Source organism: Liquorilactobacillus ghanensis DSM 18630 (assembly GCF_001435235.1).
GTDB lineage: Bacteria > Bacillota > Bacilli > Lactobacillales > Lactobacillaceae > Liquorilactobacillus > Liquorilactobacillus ghanensis.
This window is the reverse complement of record NZ_AZGB01000025.1, coordinates 15,616-41,336: the sequence shown is the minus strand read 5'-3', so window position 1 is coordinate 41,336 and position 25,721 is coordinate 15,616. Positions and strand designations below refer to the sequence as shown.

The window sequence follows — 25,721 nt, the reverse complement described above, 5'->3', positions numbered from 1 at the left end:
ATGGATTACTTTAAGCAGGATTTAGCAAGTTTGCATGACTTGCTGGTCAAAAAAGAAGTCAGTGTGACTGACTTGGTCAAAGAAACATTGACAACGATCAAAGAACGCGATCAAAAATTAGCAGCTTTTTTAACACTAAATGAACAGGCTGCTTTGGATCAGGCTGCAAAACTCGATCAGCAGGGAATCGATCCGGCTAATATTTTGGCTGGTATTCCATTGGCAATCAAAGATAATATCGTTACCAAAAATTTACGGACAACGGCTGCCAGCAAAATTTTGGAAAACTTTCAGCCGATTTATGATGCAACCGTAATGGAAAAATTGGCGGCTCAGCAGGCAGTTACGATCGGTAAGACTAATCTGGATGAATTTGCGATGGGCGGTTCAACCGAAAACTCAGCATTTCAGATAACCAAAAATGCTTGGGATCAAACTAAAGTTCCCGGTGGTTCTTCTGGTGGTTCAGCTGCAGCGGTAGCCGGTGGTGAAGTTTTGGCTGCATTAGGTTCTGATACCGGTGGTTCGATTCGGCAGCCGGCAGCTTTTAACGGAATTGTCGGAGTTAAGCCAACTTATGGCCGCGTTTCCCGTTACGGCTTAATTGCTTTTGCGTCCAGCTTAGATCAGATTGGACCATTTACGCGCAATGTTAAAGATAATGCTTTGTTGTTAAATGCTATCAGTGGACTTGATCCGCATGACTCAACTAGTTCAAACCAAAAAGTCCCTGACTTTGCGGCAGGATTAGATGGCAATATTAAGAATATGAAGATCGCCGTTCCTAAAGAATACCTTGGTGAAGGAATTGCTGAGCCAGTTAAAGCAGCAATTAAGCAGGCAATCAGTACGTTTGAAAAATTAGGAGCAACCGTTGATGAGGTTAGTTTGCCGCATAGTAAATATGGTGTTCCGGTTTACTACATTATTGCTTCTTCTGAAGCCAGCTCGAACTTACAGCGTTTTGATGGTATTCGTTATGGTTATCGTGCACAGGATGTTAAAAATCTAGAAGATGTTTATGTCAAATCGCGTTCTGAAGCTTTTGGCGACGAAGTTAAACGGCGGATCATGTTGGGAACATTCTCCTTGTCAGCCGGAACTTATGATGCATTCTTCAAAAAAGCAGCCCAGGTTCGGACTTTGATTTGTCAGGACTTTGCCAAGGTCTTTGCTGATTATGATTTGATCTTGGGACCGACCGCTCCGACAACAGCTTTTGGAATTGGTGAAGATATTGATGATCCGATTACGATGTATATGAATGATATTTTGACAATTCCCGTTAACTTGGCTGGTTTGCCGGGAATGTCCTTGCCAGCTGGTTTTGCTGATGGTTTGCCGATTGGGTTGCAGTTGATCGCTAACCGTTTTGCGGAAAATACGATGTATCGTGCCGGCTACGCATTCGAACAGGCAACTGATTTTCATAAAGAAATTCCAGCGATTGGGGGTCAGAATTAATGAATTTTGAGACAACGATTGGGCTAGAAGTCCATGTTGAAATGAAAACAAATTCTAAGGCATTTTCGCCAGCACCAGTTAAATACGGTTCAGCACCCAATACCAACACTAACGTTGTTGATTGGGGCTATCCAGGAGCCTTGCCGACTGTTAATAAGAGAGTTATTGAATTTGGGATGCGGGCGGCATTAGCTTTGCATTGTACGGTAACCCGTGATATGATTTTCAATCGGAAAAACTATTTTTATCCAGATAATCCTAAAGCTTATCAGATCACACAGTCAGATACGCCGATTGGCCGTCATGGCTGGCTTGAAATCGAAGTTGATGGTAAGAAGAAAAAAGTTGGAATCGAAGAGATGCACGTCGAAGAAGATGCTGGTAAAAACACGCATAATCCTGATGGATATTCCTATGTTGATTTGAACCGGCAGGGAACTCCTTTGATTGAAATTGTTTCTAAACCAGAAATTTCTTCAGCTGAAGAGGCCTATGCTTATCTGGTTAAGCTGCGTCAGGTAATTCAATTTACCGGAATTTCCGATGTTAAAATGGAAGAAGGTTCGATGCGTGCTGATGTTAATGTTTCGGTTCGACCGATTGGTGCTGATAAATTAGGAATCAGAACTGAAATGAAGAACTTGAATTCATTTGAGCATGTACGTAAAGGTGCACATTATGAATCTAAACGCCAGCAACGAGTTTTAATGGCTGGTGGCAAGGTCCAGCAGGAAACGCGGCGCTTTGATGAAGCGTCTGGTGAAACAATTTTGATGCGTGTCAAAGAGGGTGCCAGTGATTATCGCTATTTCCCAGAACCAGATTTGCCGCCGGTACACATTTCAGATGAGTGGCTCGAAGAAGTACGCCAGTCACTTCCAGAAATGCCGGAAAACCGTCGCGCACGTTATGTTAATGATTGGGGCTTACCGGAGTATGATGCCGGTGTGCTGACTCAGACTAAGGAAATGTCAGATTTCTTTGAAGCTGCAGTAGCACAAGGAGCTGATCCTAAATTAGCTGCCAACTGGCTGATGGGTGAAGTTAATGCTTACTTGAATGCTAAGCAGATTGACTTGCCGGAAACGGCGCTGACACCAGTTAATTTGGCAACCATGATTAAATTGATTGAGAATGAAACGATTTCTTCTAAGATTGCCAAAAAAGTCTTTAAGGAAATTATCACTAACGGCAGTGAGCCAAAAGCTTGGGTCGAAAGCAAGGGCTTGGTACAGTTATCTGATCCAGCTGTTTTACAGCCGATTATCGATCAGGTATTGGATGGCAATCAAAAATCAATTGATGATTTTAAAAATGGTAAAGATCGTGCAATCGGGTTCTTGGTTGGTCAGATCATGAAACAGACTCATGGCAAGGCCAATCCGAAAGTTGTCAACAAGTTATTAATTGCTAGTTTAAAAGCAAGATAATTAATTAAGTTCAAGCGGGTTGAAGGAGAAAGACAAATGCAAAAGCGTTGCCGGATTATTTACAATCCAACTTCCGGTAGGGAAGCAATGAAAAATGATTTAGTTTATATTTTGAATATCCTTGAACGAGCTGGTTACGAAACCAGTGCTTTTCAAACAACGCCGGAGCCGAATTCGGCTCGAAATGAAGCGTTGCGGGTTGGTCAAGCCGGTTTTAATTTGGTCATTGCGGCTGGCGGTGATGGAACGATCAATGAAGTTGTAAACGGAATTGCTCCGTTGAAGCATCGCCCTAAAATGGGGATTATTCCTGCCGGTACGACTAATGATTATGCGCGAGCTTTGAAAATTCCGCGTGATGATCCGATCGCGGCAGCCAAAGTAATTGCTAAAGGCAAGACGATCAAGATGGATATTGGCCAAGCCAATGATAAATATTTTGTCAACATTGCTGGAGGTGGGTTGTTGACGGAATTGACTTATGGTGTTCCATCAGAGTTTAAATCATTATTCGGTTATTTGGCTTATTTGTTCAAGGGTGCAGAATTATTGCCGCAAATTAAACCAATTAAGATGCATTTAGAATATGATGGCGGCGTTTTTAATGGTCGAGCTTCAATGTTTTTCTTAGCACTGACTAATTCAGTTGGTGGATTTGAGCAATTGGTTCCAGACGCATCTTTGGATGACGGCAAGTTTACTTTAATTGTGGTAAAAACCAGCAATTTAATGGAAATCTTGCAATTGATTACAATGGTGCTCAATGGTGGCAAGCATGTGAAAGATCCACGGATTTTATATGTCAAAACTTCTAAGCTGATTGCCCGCCCAGTTGATGAAAAAATGATGATCAACATTGATGGAGAATATGGTGGAGATGCACCAATGGTTTTCCATGATTTGAAGCAACACATTGAAATGTTTGCCAATACTGATCAACTGCCCGATGGAGCGATCAGCTCGGAACAAACACCGGCAGAGTTAACAGCAAGCCAGCATTTTGTAGAAGAAGTTGAAGATCTGACTGGACAAGAACTTAAACAAACCAAGCAGGCAGACAGTAAAACTGAAGATTAGTTTTAATTAGTGCAAACTACAATTTAATCAGCGAGCTTAAAGTAAGTCTGAGGGGCTGTGACAAATAAAACCTTTGTCACAGCCCTTCTTAGCAAAAAAAGAAAGTAGGAAAAAAATGAAAAATACTCCGGTACAAAAGAATCAAGAACTTGAGGTCACCGTTGAAGACCTCAGTTATCAAGGACGTGGGGTCGCCAAGGTCGATCATTATCCATTATTTATTGATGATGCCTTGCCAAGTGAAAAAATTTTAGCTCACGTGATGAAAGCAAGTCGTAATTACGGTTTTGCCAAGGTAATTAAACGTTATAATGATAGTCCGGATCGCCAATTAGATTCAGAATCAGCCTATCTGCAAACGGGAATTGCACCTTTGCAGCATTTGAAATATGAGGCTCAATTGCGTTTCAAACAGCAGCAGATTGAAGAACTGCTGCATAAAGCGCATCTAGATCAAATCGCGGTAGCATCAACGCGAGGAATGGCTGAACCGTTGCATTATCGTAATAAAGCCCAGATTCCAGTGCGGATGGTCAATGGTCAATTGGAAACGGGCTTTTTCCGCCAGCGAAGTCATCAGTTTGTGCCAATGCATGATTTCTTGATTCAAGATCCGCGGATTGATCAGGTATTGGAAGCTGTTCAAGCAGTTTTGCGTGAGTTTGAAGTTCCAGCGTATAATGAACGCCAACATAGTGGAGTTATCCGCCATATTGTTATTCGGCGTGGACATTATAGTGGGCAGGTCATGGTGACTTTGGTGACTCGTTCGCGCAAATTGCCGGCTGGCACTCAGCTGGCACAGCAAATCATGAGTCACTGTCAAGATGTAGTTAGTGTTTATCAGAATATTAATGCTGACAAAACTAATGTAATTATGGGCAAACAGGAAAAGTTATTGGCTGGTAAACCACAAATTGAAGATCAATTGAACGGCATCAAGTTTGCGATTTCACCGCGCTCATTTTTCCAAGTTAATTCATTGCAAACTGAAAAAATTTATCAGTATGTCGCTGAAGCTGCTCAATTGAGCGGCAAAGAAACCGTAATTGATGCTTATTGCGGGATCGGCACGATTTCACTGAGTTTAGCGAAAAAGGCCAAACAAGTTTATGGTGTCGAAATTGTTGCTGATGCGATTAAAGATGCCAAGCAAAATGCTGTTTTAAATGGAATTACCAATGCTGAATTTAAAGTTGCCGCGGCTGAAGAACAATTTGGCAAATGGGCGAGTGCTGGTTTAAAGCCAGATATCGTTGTTTTTGATCCGCCGCGTAAAGGATTGGAGACAAAAGTTTTGGAGAATACGCTGACGTTGGCGCCAAAAAAAATCGTGTACGTCAGCTGCAATCCGGCAACGCTAGTTCGTGATTTACAATTTTTAACCGAAAATGGCTATCAAGTGACGGGACCAATTCAGCCGTTTGATCAGTTCCCACAGACGAATCATGTGGAGAGCGTGACGGTGTTGGAACGTACAGAAAAATAGTCTAAAAACTGCGTCGTAACGGTATTTAACAATGATAGAAAGTGTACTTCTTCCTTTTTAATGATTGGAAAGAGTACACTTTTTTGCGTTTTTAGCAGGGGGGTGAGTCTGCGAGTGTACTATATTAGGATAATTGAGTTAATTAGGTAATGAAAAAAATTAGAATGACTGATATAATTAAATTTATAATATGTGTAAAATAGGAGACTATAGAGTTAAAGGTTGAGCTGTAAGTTAAGTATAATGGTAAAAGGTTTTTTTGGTAAAAGTCAAGAGTTTATTGGGGACATTAGTACACTCAATCTTTACTTAAAGAAAGACAATAAATTTAATTGGGATGGGAGAATGAAATGGCAAATCAGCAAATTGAGATTGAAAATATTACGATGAATGAAGTTTTAAAGGCAATGCACCGGTTAGGTGGTGAAGTCACGAGAAAGGACATTAGGCAAGACATTCATGATAATTCAGATACTATTTCTGAAAAAATAGTAGATAAGATCAAAGTTTCAAGGAAAACTGGTAATCAGTACAGTCCCTTTGCTTGGACTCTAAACTATGCGGTCAAGTATTTAATAATGACGGGCTATATTCAGACTAATGATAATCATACCGTAGAACTATCAGAAAAGGGTCGAAATGTGGATTTATCACAATTTGATGGGGCAAGGGATGTTCGTCCGATTGTTGAGAAAATGTTAGCTGAACAAAAACAAAATAAAGTACCAATTCAAAATGATACCGATGATGAAACCGAAGAAGTAGAAGAACCATGGCGTCAACAATTACTTGATGTTTTGCTAAAAATGAATCCAAAAAAATTCGAATTGTTTTGCCGTGGCTTACTTACTAAAATGGGTGTTGATGTTGATGATACTATTGGTATCCAGTATGTTGCTGATGGCGGATTAGATGGATTTGGTTACGTTCGTTCTGACGATTACCGGACCACTAGGGTAGCGCTACAGGCTAAACGCTGGCAAGGAAAAGTATCAGCTCCAGAAATCGACAAGTTTCGGGGTGCGATGGATAAGTACAACGCTGAATTTGGTATTTTTATTACCAATTCTGACTTTACTCGAGAAGCGGTTAGAACAGCGCGTCAGGGTACACGGATCATTACTTTAATTAATGGTGATCAGATTTGTGACTTGGTGGCTAAGTATAATTACTACGTTGAGCCAGTTACAACATACCGGCTGAAGAGTTTTTATTTAGATAAGGACTAAAAGTTTGATAAGGCATTGATACATATAAACAAGGAATTAAGTATTTTAATTTGGACATGGTTTTTCCTTCTTTCGATTGGGTTTAGGCACTTAAATCGTAACATAGGATGCCATGTCCTTTAGCGTATAAAATAAAAAAATGGTAGTGGCTTTATGTTCCACCAATGTCAGAAGGATGGTTCCGATTTTGCGGACATGGGTTTTAATTTTGCAAAAAATTGCATGTGTAAATAATTATTTCTTAATTCAGATAAAAAATGTTGTATTATTAAATTGTTAAGTATTAGGTCCTATTAAGAGGCCGAAAGATGCATTTTAGCTATAATGAATCTTGGAAATTATTAATAGATTGTGGATAGAGAAAAAGCAGAATTAGCTTTGCATCAATTGTTGAGCTTGAAAAAGATAGTAATGTTACATACTACTTAAGTTTTATAAAGCATTAAATTGTGACATCAGCGATATTATGGAAGTAGTAAAAGATTAAAAGGGGTTTACAGGAATGCCGACGAAGTCCAAGGAATTAAGTATTGAAGATAAATTATGGAAAACAGCAGATGCGTTGCGAGGGAGTATGGATGCTTCAGAGTATCGTAATGTGGTTTTAGGGTTGATATTTCTTAAATATGTTTCAGATTCGTTTGAAACGCGACATGATCAGTTGCTAAAAACCGATTACCCAGAGGATGCTGAGGATCCAGATATGTATCTCTCAGAAAATATCTTTTGGGTGCCAAAAGAAGCTCGGTGGGAGTTAATTCAAAAATCAGCAAAAACACCACAAATTGGTGAAATTATTGATGAGGCAATGGATGCAACTGAAAAAAGTAATGACTCTTTGCTCGGTGTACTTAGTAAAAATTATTCTTCTCCAGATTTAGATAAATCTCGTTTGGGTGAAGTGGTTGATTTAATTTCTGATATTAATTTGGGGGATGAACATGCTAAACGTTCAGATATTCTTGGACGCGTTTACGAATACTTTCTTAACGAGTTCGCTTCTAAAGAAGGAAAAAAAGGTGGTGAATTCTATACACCACGTTCCATTGTTCGAACCCTTGTTGAAATGATTGAACCATATAAGGGAAGAATTTATGACCCTTGTTGTGGTTCGGGTGGTATGTTTGTTCAGTCCGATAAATTTGTAAAAGAGCATCAGGGAAAGATTGGTGATTTATCAGTTTATGGTGAAGAGTCTAACCCAACTACGTGGAAATTAGCTAAGATGAACTTAGCTATTCGTGGTATTGATAATAATTTGGGTCCTCATCAAGGCGATACCTTCACTAATGATCTGCATAAGGGCGAACGCTTCGACTTCATATTAGCTAATCCACCATTTAATGTAAAAAACTGGAATGGTGACAAATTAAGAGAAGATGCTCGGTGGAAATATGGAGTACCTCCTGTGCGAAATGCTAATTATGCATGGATTGAACATATTATTAGTAAATTAGCACCAGATGGGAAAGCTGGATTCGTATTGGCTAATGGTGCTTTATCAACTTCTACAAAAGAGGAATATGCAATTCGAAAAGCTATTTTAGAAGATGATAAGATTGATGCTATCGTTGCCCTTCCTGAAAAAATGTTTTATTCCACTGGTATTCCAGTTTCTTTGTGGTTTGTTGACATGAATAAGAAGTCAGCAGATGAAAGAATGCGGACAGAAGAAACGCTCTTTATTGATGCCCGTAATTTGGGTGAAATGGTTGATCGGACTCACCGGGAATTCTCCAAAGACGATATTAAGAAGGTGGCTGATACTTATCATGCTTATCGTGGAACTAATGAGCAAGAATATAAAGATGTTGCCGGTTTTTGTAAGGTAGCTAAATTAGATGAAATTGCAAAAAATGATTATGTCTTAACGCCTGGTCGATATGTGGGGCTAGCCAAGCAAGAGGATGATGGTATTCCGTATGAAGTTAAAATGAAACAGCTAACTAGTGAATTGAAAGAGCAGTTTGAAGAAAGCAATAAATTACAGGCAGAGATTAAGGATGTGTTGAAGGAGTTAGGGTATGAAATATAGGCTTTCAGATATTTCTACAATAATAAGTGGGGGTACTCCTAAGAAAAAAGTTAAAGAATATTGGAATGGCAGTATTCCATGGATAACAATTAAAGATTTTAATGCTAAAAAGACAAATTCTTTTACCAATTATATTTCTGAAAAGGGTCTTAATAATAGTTCTGCTAATCTAACAAAAGAAAATGACATATTAATATCTTCAAGAGGGACCGTTGGTAAGTTGTTGATGGTTAAATCTGGAATGGCATTTAACCAATCAATTTATGATATTAGAACAGATACAAAAAAAGTTAATTCCGATTACCTTTACTATTGGCTATATAAAAATATTGAGGAGATAAAACAGAAAGTTCATGGGTCAGTATTTGACACAATTACTAGGGAAACATTCGATCTTATTGAAATAGCTTTACCTGATTTGTCAGTGCAATCTGAAATATCATCTAAGATTAAAGTAATTGACGAGAAGATAGAAGCAAATCAACAAATAAATGATAATTTAGTGGTTTAAAAATATTTTTGTAACAGTGTTTGTTTAAGATTATTTAGCTGTTGATTCTCCCTAATAACCTCTAATCGTTTACTGTAGATAGGTTCCATTAAATTATTCAACTTACTTAAATAGGTATCATTTGGTATAAAAGCTATTGAGTTTTTAAGATCGCTTCTCTTAATATGACCCATAGTAGTTGCTTTTCCTGCAGCAATTGACTGAAATTTACGTAGATGATGTTTTGTCCACTCATAGATGAACCATGCTGGATATTTATTTGATGTAACCTTAAATAGATGTTGGTTTAGTCCAGCAATCTCACCAGTCCAATTTTTTACAAGAAGGGTCCCAGACCATGAAAAAATTATATCTCCTGTATTTATAATTACATCTTTATCAATATTTGACGAGCATCTGTCAGATGAATTATCAGTGTAGCCTTGGCTTAGTTCTCTTATTTTGAGAACTGGTAAACTTTTTTTATTATTTATCGGTCTGTATTTTTGCATCGCTAAACCATTCTTGAAAGTAGCAATAGCTGTTAGATTTGTTTCTTTGAAATTTTTATCATTTACTTTTTCTTCAAAAATGGTTGTTTGTAACTCGTCTAAATTATCATTTATCTTCCTTAATAGCTCCTTCTAGTGTAATATTTTCTTAAAAAATGGAGAAAATATATGCAAAAATTAGAAGCGGATAAAGTTATTCAAGAAATGTTGTCATATCTCAATAATAAACAGTTGGTAAAACTTAAAGAGGTAGTTACTTCCTTAATAACGAACAAAGATGAAGTAGCATCTTCTATTACTAATATTGAATTATTGGATAAATATTTTGCTTCAAAGCGAGCCGAGGGATGTTCTGAGAAGTCCTTGAAGTACTATAAAGTAACAATTACAAAGGCTTTTAAAGAAATAAAGAAAGATGCACGAGAAGTAGTGACTGATGAGTTACGAAATTATTTAATGGATTATCAGCGAACACGTAATTCTAGTAAAGTGACAATTGACAATATTCGACGAATTTTATCTAGTTTCTTTAATTGGTTGGAAGATGAAGATTATATCATCAAAAGTCCTGTTAGAAGGATTCATAAAGTTAAGGTATCGACAACGGTGAAAGAGACTTATTCTGATGAAGAATTAGAGAAGTTAAGGGATAGTTGTACGAATATAAGAGATCTTACACTGATAGATTTTTTAGCTTCTACTGGAATGCGGGTTGGAGAATTGGTTTTACTTAACCGCGAAGATATTAACTTTCAAGAACGTGAATGTATCGTTTTTGGTAAGGGTAGCAAAGAGCGGATTGCATATTTTGATGCCCGAGCAAAATTGCACTTACAGAAGTATTTAAGAAAACGAACAGATAGTAATGCAGCATTATTTGTGTCACTAAAAGGTGAGCATAGTCGTTTGACAATTGGTGGTGTTGAATCACGATTGAAATTATTAGGTGAAAAAGTTGGCATTGCACACGTTTATCCGCATAAATTTAGAAGAACCTTAGCAACAACAGCGATTGATAAGGGGATGCCGATTGAACAGTTACAACAATTGCTAGGACATAAACGAATTGACACAACTTTGCATTACGCAATGGTTAAACAGCAAAATGTAAAAATAGCACATAGAAAGTATATAGGGTGAATCCAATGGCACGATTAAAAGATTTTATAAAATTAAATCCAAGAGAGACATTAAAAAAAGGAATTCAAGCGAGAAAGATTGCCTTAGAAGATATTGAAACGCACACAAGAGATATTTTTTCTTGGAAATATGAAGAGTATTCTGGTGGTGCAAAATTTCGAAATAACGATACACTTTTGGTGAGAATAACTCCAAGTTTAGAAAATGGAAAAACTGCATTTGTAAATATGTTAAAGAAGAATGAAGTTGCATTTGGGTCTACTGAATACTACGTTCTTCGACCATTGACTAATAAAATGGATCCATATTATCTATACTATTTGTCTATATCTAATAGATTTAGGAAGGTCACTATTAATTCGATGACTGGCACCTCAGGACGGCAACGGGTTCAAAAAGAAGCTGTTTTATCTTATGAGTGCGATATTCCTAGTTTAAGTGATCAGAAAATAATAGCTTATAGACTCAAAATAATAGATGACAAAATAAACCTTAATAAGAAGATAAATGATAATTTATTGGAGATTGCAATGAATATGTTTAAAAAGAACTTTAATAATTATGGGAGCTTGCATGTTTCAGATTATCTATTGCCTAAAAGAGGTAAAGCCTTATTAAAAAGTGATGTAATTGCAGGAGATATACCTGTTGTAGCAGGTGGTTTACATCCCGCAGCCTATCACAACCAATCAAATACTATGGCGCCTGTAATCACAATATCCTCGTCAGGGGCAAACGCTGGATATATCCAACTATGGGGTGAAGAGGTATGGTCTTCTGATTCTTCATATATTGATGAATCAATTACTAATGATATTTATTTTTGGTATCTTTTGCTAAAAAATAGTCAGAAACAAATATTTGACTCTCAAACTGGATCAGCACAACCACACATTTATCCCAAACATATTGGAAATCTGTTAGTTCCTCGTTTTAATAATATTGATGTTAAGAATTTCAATATATCTATTGAACCTCTATTTAAAAAGATTTTTCAAAATAACAGTGAAAATAAGAAATTGAATACCTTAAAATCGATTTTACTAAATCGATTTTTCTAGGCAACTAAATTATCATTTATCTTAACTAAACCACAGAAAGGAACGATACATCATGTCAAAAGGGTATTTACTAGAATCAGACGTCGAAAATCTTGCTTTGGATACTCTAAAAGAAGTAGGTTTTGATATTTATCAAAGTTTTAGCCCAGCTTCTCCTAATCAAGAAATAGATGCAATGAGAAATAATGACCACGCAGTAGCTATTCTTCCCAATAAGGTGAAATCTGCTTTGGTTAAGCTTAATCCGGGATACCCAGACGAAATTTACAAAGAAGCTTTTCGACAGTTGACACGTTTAGCAGATAATCCAGATATGATGGTCAACAATCACTATTTTCACAAATTATTAATTGAAGGAGTCAGAGTCAAAACTTCTATTAGAGGTGAAGATAGAACCGAGGTTTTATATCCAATTGATTTTAAACATGTTGAAAATAATGAGTTTATTGCTACCAATCAATTTACTTTTAAGGGAACCCGGGAACGCAGGCCGGATGCAACTTTATTTGTGAATGGATTACCCGTTGTTACATTTGAATTTAAGGATGCCAGTAATCCTAATGTCAGTATTAATAATGGGTATCATCAGTTGCAGACATATAAAGCCGAAATACCTGAATATCTTAAATATAATGAAATCCTGATTATTTCGGATGGTATCAATTCACGAGCGGGATCATTAACTGCAGGTTTTGATAGATTTATGCGTTGGCGTGCACCTAAGGATATTCCTGAGGATGATAATCTTGAGTTAGTAACAATGATTAAGCATATGCTAAAACCTCAGGATTTGCTTAATTTAATTGAAAACTTCATTATCTTTGAAACTGATGGAGATAACATTATTAAGATTTTAGCTGCTTACCATCAGTACTACATGGTTAATAAGGCTGTAAAAGCAGCAAGCAAAACTATTGCTGATCCAAACGACAAACGAATTGGAGTTGTTTGGCATACAACTGGATCTGGAAAAAGTTTGTCGATGGTATTTTTTGCTAGTATAGTAGCTCGTAAACTTAATAATCCGACAATGTTAGTGATTAATGATCGTAATGACCTTGATGATCAACTTTTTGACACTTTTGCTTCTGCCCATGAATTTTTGCGTCAGAGTCCTGAACACGCTGAGTCACGCGAAGAGTTACGTAAATTTATGGATAAGCAGGCTGGGGGGATTGTTTTCTCTACAATTCAAAAATTCTCACCTAATTTTGAACAAGGTGAAATGGAGATGCCGGTGTTAACGAATCGTAGTGATGTGATTGTAATTGCCGATGAAGCCCATCGGAGTCAATATGGATTAAAGGCTAAGCTTACCAATAATGGCCTTCGCTATGGATTTGCTAAGTACTTACGAGGTGCATTACCTAATGCAGCTTTTATAGGTTTTACTGGTACACCAATATCAACGGCTGATAAGTCAACTGTTGCAGTATTCGGAAACTATATTGATGTTTATGACATTACCCAAGCCGTAAACGATCATGCTACGGTAAAAATTTATTACGAGAGTCACGTATTTCCTTTGAAATTAAAGAAAGATGCTCTAGCTAAGTATCAAAAACTACTAAGAGAAGCTGATCTAGATGATGATCCAAGCATTGAGGAGAATGCACGACGTAATCGTGAATTCTCTCGATTAGAAGCTTTAGCTGGAGCAAGGCCTCGTTTACAGAGTATCGCCAAGCACTTTGTTCATCATTTTGAGGCCAGGCAAAAAGAAACCTTTGGTAAATCAATGATTGTTGAAATGTCTCGACGCAACGCAGTACGCTTATATAACGAGATTATTAAATTACGACCAGATTGGGATAGTGATGATCTAAATAAAGGCAAAATTAAGGTCGTTATGACTTCTTCAGCTGCAGATGGTCCAGAAATGGCTAAGTTTCAAACTAGCAAAGCTAATCGTAGAATTCTTCAAAAGCGTATGAAAGATAACGATGATGAGCTACAAATTGTTATTGTTGTTGATATGTGGTTAACAGGATTTGATGTTCCTTCAATGAATACTATGTACATTGATAAGCCGATGAAGGGCCATAATTTAATTCAAGCAATTGCTCGAGTTAATCGTGTCTTTAAAGATAAAGATAGTGCTTTAATTGTTGACTATATCGGAATCGCTGAGAACCTAAAAACGGCTTTGAATGTCTATTCAACTGAGGATCAAGGACAAGTGGGAATTAATATGAAGAAAGCCCTCGCATTATTAAAGGAAAAGTACGATATCATTACTAATGATTTCCTATATGGTGTAGATTATTCAGAATTTGATTCCGAAGATGGAACGACAAGATTGAAAGTCACTCGTCGAGTAGCTAATGAAATTCTGCATGAAGATGACGAAACCCAAAAGAAGTTTTTAGATATTGTTACTGAATTACAAAAAGCATATGCTTTAACTTCTACCCAGCCGGAAGCTCAAGTATATGGTAAAGAAATTGCATTCTTTAAGACTGTTAAAGTGTTTATTATGAAATTAAAGCAGCCAGGTACTACATCTGGCACTGAAAAACATAATGATGTTAAATATCAGATGCAACAGTTGCTAGATCAATCGATTGTTTCTGAACCGAATATTGATATTTATGATGAGTTAGGGATTGAGCGACAAAGCATTGATTTGATTTCGGATGCATTTCTACAAAAGATTAATGACATGCCCGAAAAAGACGTAGCTATTACTCTGTTAGAGAAGCTATTGAAAGGTAAAATCAAAGCAATGGTGAAAACTAATAAGGTAACTTCAGGTAAGTTTGAGGATATGCTTAAAAAGTCAATTGATGAATATAATAAGCGCGGGATTACCAGTGAGATTGTTATTCGAAAATTGATTGAGATGGCTAAAAAGATTAATGCTGAACAAAAAAAGGGTAAGGATCTAGGGCTTAGTCAAGAAGAAATAGCTTTCTATGATGCGCTGGCGGACCATAAAAAGGCTGTTGAAGTATTGGGGGAAGAGAAGCTTCATTTAATTGCTCAAGAACTTGTCAAATTGGTAAAAGAAGAAGCGGGTGTTGACTGGGAAAAACGGCGTAATATTCAGGCCAAGATGAGAGTAGCTGTAAAACATTTGCTGAGAAAATATGGATATCCACCTGACATTGCACCGCAAGCTGTTGATACTGTTGTAGAGCAAGCTGAATTGATGGCTACCAATGATTAATAAAGATTTTGATGTTTTCTACATATTAATAGTGATGTTAAAATGCTGTTATTAATGAAAAAATTCGCTGGCACAGTTTCCATCAATGCTTTTGTAAATCAATGCATGTTGAAATGGAGTGTATACCAAAAGTTGTCCATAATTTATACCAGTTTCCACGTAAGCAGGTAAAAAAATCGAACAGAGCTAATATCTAAATCGGATAAAATTGCTGTGCTATGTAATTACGTTGATAGTTTAAATTTTTAGTATTGTTTGTTGTTCATAAATCTGATTAATTTTTGCAACCTAATATGTATAATTAACTTACAAATTATTCTAATATGAAGTTTGCTATGAACACGATAGGAGATGTTGGGTGAATGAAAATCATAGTAGTGGCTTTTTTTATTCTTTTTATGATAATTGCTATAGTATTAATAGTTTTAAAGAGTAAATCGAATAATAGATATGTGGATGTTAATAATTTGATAAGAGGAAAGAATAAAGATAAAAAAAAGATTGCAGAGAATATGAATGATCTAAATATTAAAGTGGAAACGCTACCGACAGCAACTATGATGGACGAAAAAAAACTTGTTAAAATAACGGATAATAATGTTCTGACACATATTAATAATCTCATACCTAATCTTATTCAAACTGGTAATGCAGTAAATAATGCATTGTCAGCTGCTCAATCAGGAAATGAGGTTCTATATCGTGCAGTTATTCCTGCTGGAGAAGAATTAGTGAAATCAAAAGTAATGAAAGGTGCTGTCAGAGGCTTTTATCGTGATAAAGATGGTGTAAAAGGTCATGCTAATTTTGTGGCTGTTAAAGCGAAAAAGGGTTCTGTAGCTGCTAATTCGGGAACTGCTGCTATGGGGCTTGCGTCAATGATTGTAGGGCAGTACTACATGACTCAAATTAATAATGAATTAGATAGCATAAACAATAAAATTGAACAAATATCGAATTTTCAAGACAATGAGTATCGTAGTAGTGTGTTTTCGTTGGCTTCTCACGTAAAGGAAATTGCAAATTTTCAGGCTGAAATACTTAAAAATGATGAGTTGCGTTTGTCCAAAATTGCTCAACTTGATAACCTCGAAGAAAAGTGCACTCAACTTTTAGGACAAGCAAATTTATCTTTAGCCAATTTTGCAAAGAATGATAACCTTGATTATGATCAGTATGAAAAACAACTAGAAAAAGCTCAAAGCTGGTATACGTATCAAAATAATTTATTAGAAGTTCTTTATAAAATTTCTGAGTTGCGATATACATTACATTTGGGTACAGTTTCTAGAGAACAATGTGGAGCATTATTATCAGTATATACGCATCAGGTTGAAGAAACGCAAGAAAAACTTATTCGTTGGCATCAAAGTACAACTAAAAAGTTAAAAATTGATATAGATGAAGTAAGAAGAAAAAGAGGAGGATTTGATGAAGTCACTCATTTTCTTCCAGGATTAATTAAGGACGACTGGAGGTTCAAAACGATTCCCAAAAGAACTGTAAGTATGATAAGGGAACAGACTTTAAGGCAGAAAAAAACACTTTGCCAAGATACAACAAATTTGTATGCTAAAGATGTAGAGTTAATATCAAAAAATGGCAAATTATATTATGTGCCTGCTGATAAAAATGAGGCATAAGAAATTAGAGAAGATAATTTATATTAGTAAAGTGAGTTTTCCGGCTTCGTTGTGTTGATCTAGAGAAAATGTTATTTCTATCTTAAAGAGGAACAACCAAAAGCTACCAATTGCATTGTTCAGTTGTGTACAGCATAGTTCTCAAATTAGTACTAGCCGGGAGATATTCCTATTGGTAGCAAATATTAAAGAAAAAGATTTGTAAATAATTAAAAGTGTACCTTTGTTCGAACAAGTCTCGAACGAAGGTACATTTTTTTAACGACAAAATCAACTTAAATTGAATTCTACTAAAAAATCGCAGTGAGTTTTACCAATAATCAATTATGGTATTGAGAATCATTATCAATTAGGCTATAATTACATGAATAATAAGGTAATTATATGAGGTGAAAGCATGAAAAAAAGTGGTTTTGGGGTTATCGGGGTTATAGTTTTTTTTGCATTAGCGGTGGGATTGGCAGGTTGCGGAGCTAAAACTTCTTCGACAGAAAGTTCAACTAGTTCGAAAGAATATCCAATTAAGATAAAAAATGCGTTTGGACAAACAGAGATCAAGCAAAAACCCAAACGAGTTGTCACTATTCAATGGGGAAACCAAGATGTTGCTTTGGCGTTGGGAGTTGTACCGGCAGGCTTTTCAGCTGCTAATTTTGGTGTTCAAGATAATAGTGGGCTGCTTCCTTGGACAAAGAAAAAGTTGAACGAGCTTGGTAAAAAAAATCCGAATGTTTTTCAAGATACTGATGGTCTTGATTTTGAAGCAATAGCGGCCGCGAAACCAGATGTTATTTTAGCGGCTTATTCAGGAATTACGAAGGAAGACTACAAGAAGTTATCAAAAATTGCACCAGTCGTAGCTTATCCCAAATCAGCTTGGACAACAACTTGGCGGCAACAGGTATTATTGGATTCAGAAGGTATGGGGATGAAGAAGCAAGGTAAAAAACTGATTAAAAAAGTTGAAACGAAGATTAATACTAAAGTCAAAAGTTATCCGCAGTTGAAAAATAAGACAGTAGCAGGGGTCAATTTTTCTGAAAAAGACTTATCAAAATTTCAGGTTTATACACCGATCGATCCGAGACCTTCGTTGTTAAGCGAATTTGGGTTAAATTATCCTAAGTCTTTGAAAGCTGCAATCAAAAATAAAAACAATTATTCAGCCGAATTTAGTTCAGAAAATGCTTCAGTGTTAGACCATGCAGATATTATTGTTGGTTATGGTAATAAAAATTTGCTGAATACTTTAAAGAAAGATCCGGTATTATCTAAAGTTCCGGCTATTAAACGTGGATCAGTAGCATTTATTGCCAGCAATACTCCATTGGTTGCGGCCGGCACGCCGACACCATTGTCAATCGAATATACACTTAATGATTACTTGAAGATACTCGCCCAAGCCGCTGATAAAGTAAATTGATAGTTTAAAACAAATAAGAAGTATCAATGGTTTGGCGAAGAATGGTGGAACTAGATGATAGGTGTAAAGAAGAAATATGCATTAATTGGCATAACCAGCCTAATTGTTTTAATTGTTATTACCGTTTTTTCAGTATTTTTTGGTTCTAAGTCGATAAATTTAAGCATGGTAGCGAAAACCTTAGAACAAGGATCTTTCCAGACTTTAAATCAAAGTATTGTTTTAAAAAGAATTATTCGAACTCTGTTTGGGGTTCTTTGTGGTGGTGTCTTGGGTATTTCCGGGGTCCTAATGCAGGCAGTTACGCGGAATCCTTTAGCAGATCCAAGTATCTTAGGCGTTAATAACGGAGCAGCTTTTTTCATTGTTTGTGGATTGACCTTTTTTCAGATCCATAGTTTAAAAGAATATATTCTCTTTTCACTTCTAGGCTCTTTGGTTGCATTTGGAGGAGTTTTGTTGATTGTTACCAGTGCCGGTCGCCAAGCCAGTCCAATTTTTTTCATATTGAGTGGCATGAGTGTTAGTGTCTTATTTTCATCAGGTGTGACCATCCTGATGTTATTGGATCAATATGCAGCTGATCAATTTCGTTACTGGCAGCTTGGCAGTTTGGGATCAGCTTCCAAACAAACGACCATTATTTTGGCAATTGTATTTTTGCTTGGGCTGCTGATTTCACTTAATTTAACACCCGCCTTGAATGCATTGGCTTTGGGTGAAAGCTTTTCAGTTAGTTTAGGAGCTAACCCGAGGGTGATCCGCATTGCCAGTTCACTTGTTGGGGTGATTTTATGTGCGTTTGCTACCGCTTTTGCCGGCCCAATAGGATTTATTGGTTTACTAGCAACTCATTTAGCTCGGTTGGTGGTTGGTTCATCTTATTTTGAATTAATTTTGTTCAGTCCGCTTTTCGGAGCTATTTTATTGCCTTTAGCGGATACAATTGGCAGGATCTTGGGAGCTCCAGGTGAAATTAATGTTGGTGTAATGACTGCCTTGATAGGTGCACCGACTTTAATTTATTTAGCAAGAAAAGGTGAACAACATTGAGGAAAAGATTTGCTAAGTGGTATGTAGCTAATTTCAAAAACTATACCAGACATTTTAATAAAACTATTTTTTTGCTGTTGCTGCTGATTTTGCTGCTAGTAGTGTCAATTAAGTATGGTGATGTAAAGTTAAGCTGGTCGGAAATTTTCAGTACTTTTAGCGGTGAAGGCTCTTCCAGCACGAAGTTTATTTTATTTTCACTTCGTTTTCCGAGAGTTTTTGGTGGATTGCTTGTAGGGATGAGCTTTGGCATTGGTGGGTATATTTTCCAAAAGTTGCTGCATAATCCCTTAGCGAATCCTAACGTTTTAGGAATGACTTCAGTTTCCAGTGTGGCCGCAATGGCAGTGTTTTTGTTTTTCGAAGCATCCCATTTATTTATGTCAGCGGCTGCCGTGGTAGGCAGTTTGCTAACGGTCATCATTGCTTTTGGGTTAGCAAAAGATGGAGATCATATTCTGCAAAATCGTTTTATTTTAATCGGAATTGGAATCCAAGCAATGGCAGATGCTTTGATTTCTTATATGATGATTAAGGCTGATCCATCTGATTTGTCAACATTATTACAGTGGTTAAGCGGTAGTTTAAATCAAATCGAAACAAACCAGCTACTGGTTTTGCTTATTGTTTTTTTGATTTTTTCTCCAGTACTTGCTTTCTTGCAGCGCGATTTTGAACAGATTATGTTAGGTGATGAAATAGCGCAGAGTTTGGGAGTAGATGTCAACCGCATAAAAGTAATTTTGTATTTGATTTCAATTATCTATACCGCTTTGGCAACTGCGATTACCGGACCGATTGCATTTATTTGTTTTTTAGTTGGTCCGATTACAGATAGGTATTTTGGGAAAACAGCTGCTAATTTTTTACCAGCAGCGTTGGTTGGCGCGATATTAGTTTTAGGCGCTGATTGGATCGGTCAAAACGTTTTTCCAGTCCGCTTACCGGTGGGTGTGTTGACGGGAATCGTGGGTGCTCCAGTTTTGTTAGTGACCTTAATTAATTATGCAAAGGGAGAAATTGTAAATGATTAAAGCAGCGCAGCTGACTGCAGAAAATTTGCGGATTGGCTATGGAAAAAGAACAGTTATTGATCAGCTTACCATTCAGATTCCAGCTAATAAAATTAGTGTTTTAATCGGGCCAAACGGTTGTGGCAAATCGACACTAATTAGAGCTTTGACGAGATTGATCCCACTAAAAGAAGGCACGGTCTATTTAAATGGTAATCAACTTAGTAGTTATAATTCTAAGGATATTGCTAAATTAATCAGTATTTTACCGCAGATGTTGTCAGCTCCTGAAGACTTGACGGTTTACGATTTGGTTTGTCGTGGACGTTACCCCTATCGTTCCTTTTTTCAACCTTTATCGGCCGAAGATCATCAGCAAGTTGAATGGGCATTGAAGAAAACACAAATGGTGCCATTAGCAAACCGAAAAGTCGCTGATTTGTCGGGTGGTCAAAGACAAAGGGCGTGGTTGGCAACGATTTTAGCTCAGCATACTGAGATTGTTTTTCTTGATGAGCCCACGACTTATCTGGATATACCATTTCAGCTTGAAATATTGGATTTATTAAAAGAGCTGAATGAACGTGAAGGCACGACTATCGTTATAGTTTTACATGAATTAAATTTGGCTGCGCGCTATGCTGATTATTTATTTGCAATGAAAAAGGGGCGAATAATCACTACCGGCTCAGCAAGCGAAGTCATAACAAAAAAGAATCTTAAAAGAATTTTCCAGCTTGAAAGCGAGATTATTACGGATCCAATTTATAATCGACCATTGATAATTCCTAAAAGTTCCGTTCACTCTGAACGGATTCAGTAAACGAAAGCTTATTTGATTAACAGTGCAGCTTCTGTAAATATTATAAGATACTTGTTTTATTTAAGATTTGCAAGCATTGCCGGTTGGATTTGTATAAAATATATAATTGATGAAAATCGTCGTATGACGGTTTTTTTTATAAAAATTGCTTTGTATTTTTAGATAACGGTGTTATGATGATATTGCCAATTTAAATAACAGTGTTATCTGAAAAGGAGAAAAGCAATATGGCAAACAAGACAGCGCAGAGGATAATTGATCAGACGATCTTAAAAATTAGATCCGGTAATTATAATAGTATTTCGTTAAGGAAAATAGCCAAGGAACTTAATCTAACAACAGGTGCCTTTTACAAATATTTTGAGAACAAGTCGGCTTTGTTTTACAGAGTTTCAATTGAATTGTCCAAGGAAGTAGCGGCTGAGTTAAAAGTTGATCAAACTCAATTACCATTTGATCAATTACTGCAAATTGCTCAGCAATTTTGCAGAATGTTTCAAACTCAGCCGCAAATGATGAATTTCCTTTTTTTTAATCCGAGCCTTACTAATTTTTACCAAACTGGAAATGATAATTTTGCATTTTTTAAATTAATTCAGAATTTAGTTCATGAAGTCAATCCCGGTCAACTCAAGGATCAGCATTTTTTTAATCAAATTTGGTCATTCATTCAAGGGTATGCTTTACTAATTAGCAATCAAATTACGCAGTATGATCCACAGCTGGTTAAAATAACGTTAAAAGAGTTTACAAGAGGTGATAAATGATGACAGTTTTAATTATTTATTGTCACCCCTACGAGAAAAGTTTTAATCATGCGGTCCTTAAAGCCATTCAGAAAAATCTCACCGGTAATAAAGTTGATTATCAGATAATCGATTTATATGCGGAAAAATTTGATCCAGTTTATTCAAAAACAGAATTGTCTTTATATCATACTGGGGCTACGGTTGATCCGTTAGTTGAAAGGTACTTGGCTTTACTAAAAAAAGCTAAAACGGTAATCATTGTTACTCCGATTTGGTGGAACAGTATTCCAGGAATGTTAAAAGGTTTTATTGATAAGGTAATGAAAGAAGGAATGGACCGCTCCCATACAGTTACTAAATTAGGAGTGCATGGAAGACTGACAAATGTAAAACATTGCTATGTATTGACTACATCGGCATCACCAACATTTTATATTCGTTTTTTTAATGGGAATGCTATTAAGAAAATTTTTATTGATCGAACATTGAAGCAACTCGGATTTAAAAAGTGCTACTGGCAAAACTTGGGAATGATTTCGAGCTCTCCTGATGATAGCAGAAAACAATATTTAAGAAAAATAGAACAGCAGGAATTTAAATAATGGGAAAGAACGATATATGAGAAGTAGTTTATAGGTAAAGGGAGATTGGAATTCTTTTCCCAAATAAGCAATTTGAAAGAGATATTAGTAAAATCAAGCGTAAGAATATAATTAACATTATTTGTTGAAGTGTTCAAGTATGAGCCATAATTTGAAATATTCGCTAAGGGCTTGGGATGTGCTAGAATAATAGTAAATAAGTTACAATTAGTAGGATCCCCAGATGATTTATGTTTGATGAATTTTTTAACAGGCAAACTCGAGAAAATTAATATAGTGTGCAAAGAGATACTACTTACTGGAAAGGAAGTTTTTTTGATGGCAAAAGTTGCTGTTGTCTTTGCTGACGGCTGTGAAGAAGTTGAAGGTCTCAGTGTAGTTGATGTTTTACGGCGGTTAAACATTCAAACTGATATGGTTGGATTGACCAGCCAAGATGTTATGGGTGATCATCAGATTAAGCTAACCTGTGACAAAGTGGTCGATGATAGTCTGCTGGATTATGATTTGGTTGCTTTTCCTGGTGGGATGACAGGTTCTGCCAACTTGCGGGATAATCAAAAGCTGCGTGATTTAATGGTTAAACGCCATGAAATAGGCAAATGGGATGCTGCAATGTGTGCTGCTCCCCGTGCTTTGGCACGTTACGGTGTCTTAGCTGATGCAGATTATACCGTTTTTCCTGGTCTTGATCGAGAAACTAAAAAAGATGCACCAACCGGGAATTTTAAAGAAAATATTACTGTTACTGATCAAAAACACAAGGTCTTAACTAGTCGCGGTCCGGCTACTGCTTGGGCATTTGCGTATGCAATTGCTGAAACACTGGGCGTCGATACTAAAGAACTGAAACATACGATGCTTTACGATTATTTAGCTGACAACATTAAAGAAAGTCTTTAAGCACGATTCACAAGCTGCTAATCAGATAGTTTTAATATTTAGAAATCCTCTTTGCCGATTACTTGGCAGAAAGGATTCTTTTATTTACCAAAATAATCAGTTTAAATATTAAAATGTCATTTTAGAAAAGCAAAGTAAATGTTATGCTTAATTAATCGAAACTCATATTGAGTTGGGTACAAGCATTGCCAGTGTTTAAAAAACAAATTATTTAGGAGAAAAAATGAAAAAATCAATCGACGCTCCCTTAGTTCCATTAGCATTTATCTTTTTTGGATTAGCAAGTCTGTTCTCAGCGGTAAAAACCGGAACGGTAACGAATTTTATCGTTCCAGTAATATTCTTAAGCTTAGCGGCAATTTATTTGCATACCTCATTATTTGGTAAGTATCGCATAATCAGCTCAGTTGTTAATGAACTAAATATTAAAAGTGATGCCCAGGTCCTTGATTTAGGAACTGGACACGGTGCATTTCTGGTGGAGATAGCTAAAAGATTGCAGCGACCAGGGAAAATTACTGGAATTGATATTTGGAATAAGCAAGATCAAGCTAATAATTCATTTGAAAATACTAAAAAAGTTATTAGTGAGCAACATTTGACGGCAGTTAGTGAATTACTGACTGCGGATATGACCAAGCTGCCCTTTGCAAACAACAGTTTTGATTATGTGGTAGCAAGTCTGTCGATCCATAATGTTAAACCAGCTTTCAAACGCCAAACAGCTATCCATGAAGCATATCGGGTCTTAAAAGCCGGTGGGAAACTGGCCGTGATTGATATTGAACATGTTGGCGAGTATCAAAAGGTGCTGACCAAATTGGGCGCAGAAAAAATAGTGGTTCGCAATTCTGGAATTAATGGAATGTATGCCTGTTTAGCAACTAAAGTTCTAACGGCAAGCAAACCGCATCGTTTTTAATATTATTTTTTTAAAGACTATAATGAAAAGATAAAATCAAACAAAAGAGGTAAGCTGATGGATCGCAGTGTTAAGACAACATTAACCAATATGTGCTTGGTTTACGATGAGTCTGGTAGGGTGTTGGTTGAAAATCGAAAAAATCCTAATTGGCCAGGAGTCGTATTTCCCGGTGGTCATGTTGAAGCGGGAGAATCAATGACAGACGCGACTATTCGAGAAGTGTATGAGGAAACTGGCCTTACAGTGGATGCATTACAGCTATGTGGGATTAAGAATTGGATCAACGAAGATGGTTCAAGATATATTGTCTTGTTATACAAAACAAACAGTTTTACAGGAACGCTTAAATCGTCTTCAGAAGGAGAAGTGTATTGGGTCGCACTGAATAAATTACTATCGTTGCAGTTGGCCACTGGAATGGCTGAGTTATTGGAGTTGTTTTTGCAGGCGGATTTAAGTGAACAATTTCTTTATCAAAAAGATGGCAAATGGCAAAGCAAATTGAACTAATTTTATTGTTGAAGATTAGTCAAACATACCAAAAAACTGATCGTCAAGATCAGCTTGGGGATGTCAGTCAGATTTTAAAAAAGTTAACTAATTCTTATTGAAAATGGTGGTTGAATTTTGTTCAAAAGCGGCATATGCTGGGGCCATATTAAAAGTTTTACCGCCATCACTTGATTTGGCTAGACTAAAACGATTAATTGCCGTATCAGAGGAATCAGTAATCGGGGCGTTAGTTTGCCAATTTCGCTGAATTTTTTTATTTGCAGGAGCAAATAAAATACTCAAATAAAGTGTTTGTCCACCGGTATAATCAGAGTTTTCATGAACATTGATTATGAGACTGCCATCTGGATGGAGAATAACTTTATCAAAATGAAATAACTGTTGTTTGGTGGTTAATGTTCCCGCAGCAAAATTCAATGAATACGAACCAGTTGAATTTTCATAATTGCCAGAATAAGCTCTATAACGAGCATAATTGGTGATGACGGTAGAAGTCGAAGCTTGCTGATTATTTGCAGTTGTGCTTGAAGCAGTAGTTGCAGTTGCTGAGTTATTATTCAGCTGATTTGCCGTTTGATTGGTTTTGTGACTGATTAAAGCAGTGATCGAAGTCTGGTTGACTTTGAAGATAATAAAGATAGCTAGTAGCAAGAGAAAACTTAAACCGATTTTGAGTAGCCGATTACGGCGCCGAATTGCTTGAATTCGTAAAAAATCATCTCGCCAAGCGGGATCATTTTGCCGCTCTTTAAAAAACTCATATGTATGCTGCGTTCGTGTTCGCTGACTGGAATACTTTTGTTGTCCCATTTGATTACTTCCTTTTTAAATTATGTGTAATTTATTATACTATATAAATTAATTTTAAGTAAAATCAAATTGAATTCTGAAAAAATGTTTTAGTGAGAGCTGGCATTAAATGCAAATAAAAACGTAATATTGTTTGAGGATTACAATTGATTAAACAGCAAAACAGCA

At 36.5% G+C, this 25,721-nt stretch carries 23 protein-coding genes; 21 read left to right on the top strand and 2 right to left on the bottom strand.

Annotated features, from left to right (window positions below; all coding sequences use genetic code 11):
- From gatA to FC89_RS09945, 7 genes are all read left to right on the top strand, one after another.
- A complete protein-coding gene (gene gatA / locus FC89_RS09975; protein WP_057872414.1) occupies positions 1-1,464 on the top strand; it encodes an Asp-tRNA(Asn)/Glu-tRNA(Gln) amidotransferase subunit GatA in 1,464 nt (487 codons plus the stop codon).
- Positions 1,464-2,894, top strand: a complete 1,431-nt coding sequence (gene gatB / locus FC89_RS09970) for an Asp-tRNA(Asn)/Glu-tRNA(Gln) amidotransferase subunit GatB (protein ID WP_057872413.1) — start codon at positions 1,464-1,466, stop codon at positions 2,892-2,894. The genes gatA and gatB overlap by 1 nt, the downstream gene beginning before the upstream one ends.
- A 36-nt stretch (positions 2,895-2,930) precedes the next feature.
- Positions 2,931-3,971: a diacylglycerol kinase gene (locus FC89_RS09965; RefSeq protein WP_057872412.1), complete on the top strand. Its 1,041-nt coding sequence runs from the start codon at positions 2,931-2,933 to the stop codon at positions 3,969-3,971.
- Positions 3,972-4,086: 115 nt separating this feature from the next.
- Positions 4,087-5,460 (top strand): 23S rRNA (uracil(1939)-C(5))-methyltransferase RlmD, encoded by a 1,374-nt coding sequence (gene rlmD / locus FC89_RS09960; RefSeq protein ID WP_057872411.1) that lies wholly within the window; start codon positions 4,087-4,089, stop codon positions 5,458-5,460.
- Positions 5,461-5,810: 350 nt separating this feature from the next.
- Positions 5,811-6,689, top strand: coding sequence for a restriction endonuclease (locus FC89_RS09955; RefSeq protein WP_057872410.1), 879 nt, complete (start codon positions 5,811-5,813; stop codon positions 6,687-6,689).
- Positions 6,690-7,191: 502 nt separating this feature from the next.
- Positions 7,192-8,724 (top strand): class I SAM-dependent DNA methyltransferase, encoded by a 1,533-nt coding sequence (locus FC89_RS09950; RefSeq protein WP_057872409.1) that lies wholly within the window; start codon positions 7,192-7,194, stop codon positions 8,722-8,724.
- Entirely contained in the window at positions 8,714-9,235 is a 522-nt protein-coding gene (locus FC89_RS09945; protein ID WP_057872408.1) for a restriction endonuclease subunit S, read from the top strand. Before FC89_RS09950 ends, FC89_RS09945 begins: the two co-directional genes overlap by 11 nt.
- On the opposite strand, the gene FC89_RS09940 is transcribed toward FC89_RS09945, so the two are convergent.
- The gene (locus FC89_RS09940) at positions 9,232-9,726 is read right to left on the bottom strand and encodes a restriction endonuclease subunit S domain-containing protein (protein WP_235804417.1); all 495 of its coding nucleotides are present in this window, start codon (positions 9,724-9,726) and stop codon (positions 9,232-9,234) included. The two genes, FC89_RS09945 and FC89_RS09940, sit on opposite strands and share 4 nt — an antisense overlap.
- Before the next feature lie 168 nt (positions 9,727-9,894).
- Here FC89_RS09940 and xerA point away from each other — a divergent pair, with 168 nt between their 5' ends.
- The 14 genes from xerA (at position 9,895) to FC89_RS12915 (ending at position 24,841) form a co-directional block, all read left to right on the top strand.
- Entirely contained in the window at positions 9,895-10,866 is a 972-nt protein-coding gene (xerA, locus tag FC89_RS09935) for a site-specific tyrosine recombinase/integron integrase (RefSeq protein ID WP_057872406.1), read from the top strand.
- A gap of 5 nt (positions 10,867-10,871) precedes the next feature.
- Entirely contained in the window at positions 10,872-11,927 is a 1,056-nt protein-coding gene (locus tag FC89_RS12435) for a restriction endonuclease subunit S (RefSeq protein ID WP_083485470.1), read from the top strand.
- A 52-nt stretch (positions 11,928-11,979) separates the two neighbouring features.
- Positions 11,980-15,096, top strand: coding sequence for a type I restriction endonuclease subunit R (locus FC89_RS09920; RefSeq protein ID WP_057872405.1), 3,117 nt, complete (start codon positions 11,980-11,982; stop codon positions 15,094-15,096).
- 362 nt (positions 15,097-15,458) lie between these two features.
- Complete coding sequence (locus FC89_RS09915; RefSeq protein ID WP_057872404.1) at positions 15,459-16,739, top strand: hypothetical protein; 1,281 nt, start codon at positions 15,459-15,461, stop codon at positions 16,737-16,739.
- A 397-nt stretch (positions 16,740-17,136) separates the two neighbouring features.
- Positions 17,137-18,162 (top strand): ABC transporter substrate-binding protein, encoded by a 1,026-nt coding sequence (locus FC89_RS09910; RefSeq protein WP_057872403.1) that lies wholly within the window; start codon positions 17,137-17,139, stop codon positions 18,160-18,162.
- A gap of 54 nt (positions 18,163-18,216) precedes the next feature.
- Complete coding sequence (locus FC89_RS09905; RefSeq protein ID WP_057872402.1) at positions 18,217-19,215, top strand: FecCD family ABC transporter permease; 999 nt, start codon at positions 18,217-18,219, stop codon at positions 19,213-19,215.
- Positions 19,212-20,249, top strand: coding sequence for a FecCD family ABC transporter permease (locus FC89_RS09900; protein ID WP_057872401.1), 1,038 nt, complete (start codon positions 19,212-19,214; stop codon positions 20,247-20,249). The genes FC89_RS09905 and FC89_RS09900 overlap by 4 nt, the downstream gene beginning before the upstream one ends.
- Positions 20,242-21,051 (top strand): ABC transporter ATP-binding protein, encoded by an 810-nt coding sequence (locus FC89_RS09895; RefSeq protein WP_057872400.1) that lies wholly within the window; start codon positions 20,242-20,244, stop codon positions 21,049-21,051. Before FC89_RS09900 ends, FC89_RS09895 begins: the two co-directional genes overlap by 8 nt.
- Positions 21,052-21,278: 227 nt before the next feature.
- Positions 21,279-21,818, top strand: coding sequence for a TetR/AcrR family transcriptional regulator (locus tag FC89_RS09890; protein ID WP_057872399.1), 540 nt, complete (start codon positions 21,279-21,281; stop codon positions 21,816-21,818).
- Positions 21,818-22,402, top strand: coding sequence for an NAD(P)H-dependent oxidoreductase (locus FC89_RS09885; RefSeq protein WP_057872473.1), 585 nt, complete (start codon positions 21,818-21,820; stop codon positions 22,400-22,402). The genes FC89_RS09890 and FC89_RS09885 overlap by 1 nt, the downstream gene beginning before the upstream one ends.
- Positions 22,403-22,720: 318 nt before the next feature.
- Positions 22,721-23,305, top strand: coding sequence for a DJ-1 family glyoxalase III (locus FC89_RS09880; protein ID WP_057872398.1), 585 nt, complete (start codon positions 22,721-22,723; stop codon positions 23,303-23,305).
- A 223-nt stretch (positions 23,306-23,528) separates the two neighbouring features.
- Complete coding sequence (locus FC89_RS09875; RefSeq protein WP_057872397.1) at positions 23,529-24,227, top strand: class I SAM-dependent methyltransferase; 699 nt, start codon at positions 23,529-23,531, stop codon at positions 24,225-24,227.
- 57 nt (positions 24,228-24,284) lie between these two features.
- Positions 24,285-24,740 (top strand): 8-oxo-dGTP diphosphatase, encoded by a 456-nt coding sequence (locus tag FC89_RS09870; RefSeq protein WP_057872396.1) that lies wholly within the window; start codon positions 24,285-24,287, stop codon positions 24,738-24,740.
- Positions 24,719-24,841: a hypothetical protein gene (locus FC89_RS12915; protein ID WP_268872028.1), complete on the top strand. Its 123-nt coding sequence runs from the start codon at positions 24,719-24,721 to the stop codon at positions 24,839-24,841. The genes FC89_RS09870 and FC89_RS12915 overlap by 22 nt, the downstream gene beginning before the upstream one ends.
- On the opposite strand, the gene FC89_RS09865 is transcribed toward FC89_RS12915, so the two are convergent.
- Positions 24,828-25,553 (bottom strand): hypothetical protein, encoded by a 726-nt coding sequence (locus FC89_RS09865; RefSeq protein ID WP_057872395.1) that lies wholly within the window; start codon positions 25,551-25,553, stop codon positions 24,828-24,830. The genes FC89_RS12915 and FC89_RS09865 overlap by 14 nt on opposite strands.
- Between the last annotated feature and the right edge of the window lie 168 nt (positions 25,554-25,721).

Excerpts from the sequence above, each read along its gene's own strand:
- FC89_RS09870 (WP_057872396.1), top strand. The coding sequence starts at position 24,285 with ATGGATCGCAGTGTTAAGACAACATTAACCAATATGTGCTTGGTTTAC.
- FC89_RS09950 (WP_057872409.1), top strand. The coding sequence starts at position 7,192 with ATGCCGACGAAGTCCAAGGAATTAAGTATTGAAGATAAATTATGGAAA.
- gatA (WP_057872414.1), top strand. The coding sequence starts at position 1 with ATGGATTACTTTAAGCAGGATTTAGCAAGTTTGCATGACTTGCTGGTC.
- FC89_RS09890 (WP_057872399.1), top strand. The coding sequence starts at position 21,279 with ATGGCAAACAAGACAGCGCAGAGGATAATTGATCAGACGATCTTAAAA.
- FC89_RS09865 (WP_057872395.1), bottom strand. The coding sequence starts at position 25,553 with ATGGGACAACAAAAGTATTCCAGTCAGCGAACACGAACGCAGCATACA.
- FC89_RS12915 (WP_268872028.1), top strand. The coding sequence starts at position 24,719 with ATGGCAAAGCAAATTGAACTAATTTTATTGTTGAAGATTAGTCAAACA.
- FC89_RS09955 (WP_057872410.1), top strand. The coding sequence starts at position 5,811 with ATGGCAAATCAGCAAATTGAGATTGAAAATATTACGATGAATGAAGTT.
- FC89_RS09940 (WP_235804417.1), bottom strand. The coding sequence starts at position 9,726 with ATGCAAAAATACAGACCGATAAATAATAAAAAAAGTTTACCAGTTCTC.
- FC89_RS09905 (WP_057872402.1), top strand. The coding sequence starts at position 18,217 with ATGATAGGTGTAAAGAAGAAATATGCATTAATTGGCATAACCAGCCTA.
- FC89_RS09920 (WP_057872405.1), top strand. The coding sequence starts at position 11,980 with ATGTCAAAAGGGTATTTACTAGAATCAGACGTCGAAAATCTTGCTTTG.
- FC89_RS09895 (WP_057872400.1), top strand. The coding sequence starts at position 20,242 with ATGATTAAAGCAGCGCAGCTGACTGCAGAAAATTTGCGGATTGGCTAT.
- FC89_RS09880 (WP_057872398.1), top strand. The coding sequence starts at position 22,721 with ATGGCAAAAGTTGCTGTTGTCTTTGCTGACGGCTGTGAAGAAGTTGAA.
- FC89_RS09875 (WP_057872397.1), top strand. The coding sequence starts at position 23,529 with ATGAAAAAATCAATCGACGCTCCCTTAGTTCCATTAGCATTTATCTTT.
- FC89_RS09910 (WP_057872403.1), top strand. The coding sequence starts at position 17,137 with ATGAAAAAAAGTGGTTTTGGGGTTATCGGGGTTATAGTTTTTTTTGCA.
- FC89_RS12435 (WP_083485470.1), top strand. The coding sequence starts at position 10,872 with ATGGCACGATTAAAAGATTTTATAAAATTAAATCCAAGAGAGACATTA.
- FC89_RS09945 (WP_057872408.1), top strand. The coding sequence starts at position 8,714 with ATGAAATATAGGCTTTCAGATATTTCTACAATAATAAGTGGGGGTACT.
- gatB (WP_057872413.1), top strand. The coding sequence starts at position 1,464 with ATGAATTTTGAGACAACGATTGGGCTAGAAGTCCATGTTGAAATGAAA.
- FC89_RS09915 (WP_057872404.1), top strand. The coding sequence starts at position 15,459 with ATGAAAATCATAGTAGTGGCTTTTTTTATTCTTTTTATGATAATTGCT.
- xerA (WP_057872406.1), top strand. The coding sequence starts at position 9,895 with ATGCAAAAATTAGAAGCGGATAAAGTTATTCAAGAAATGTTGTCATAT.
- FC89_RS09965 (WP_057872412.1), top strand. The coding sequence starts at position 2,931 with ATGCAAAAGCGTTGCCGGATTATTTACAATCCAACTTCCGGTAGGGAA.
- rlmD (WP_057872411.1), top strand. The coding sequence starts at position 4,087 with ATGAAAAATACTCCGGTACAAAAGAATCAAGAACTTGAGGTCACCGTT.
- FC89_RS09885 (WP_057872473.1), top strand. The coding sequence starts at position 21,818 with ATGACAGTTTTAATTATTTATTGTCACCCCTACGAGAAAAGTTTTAAT.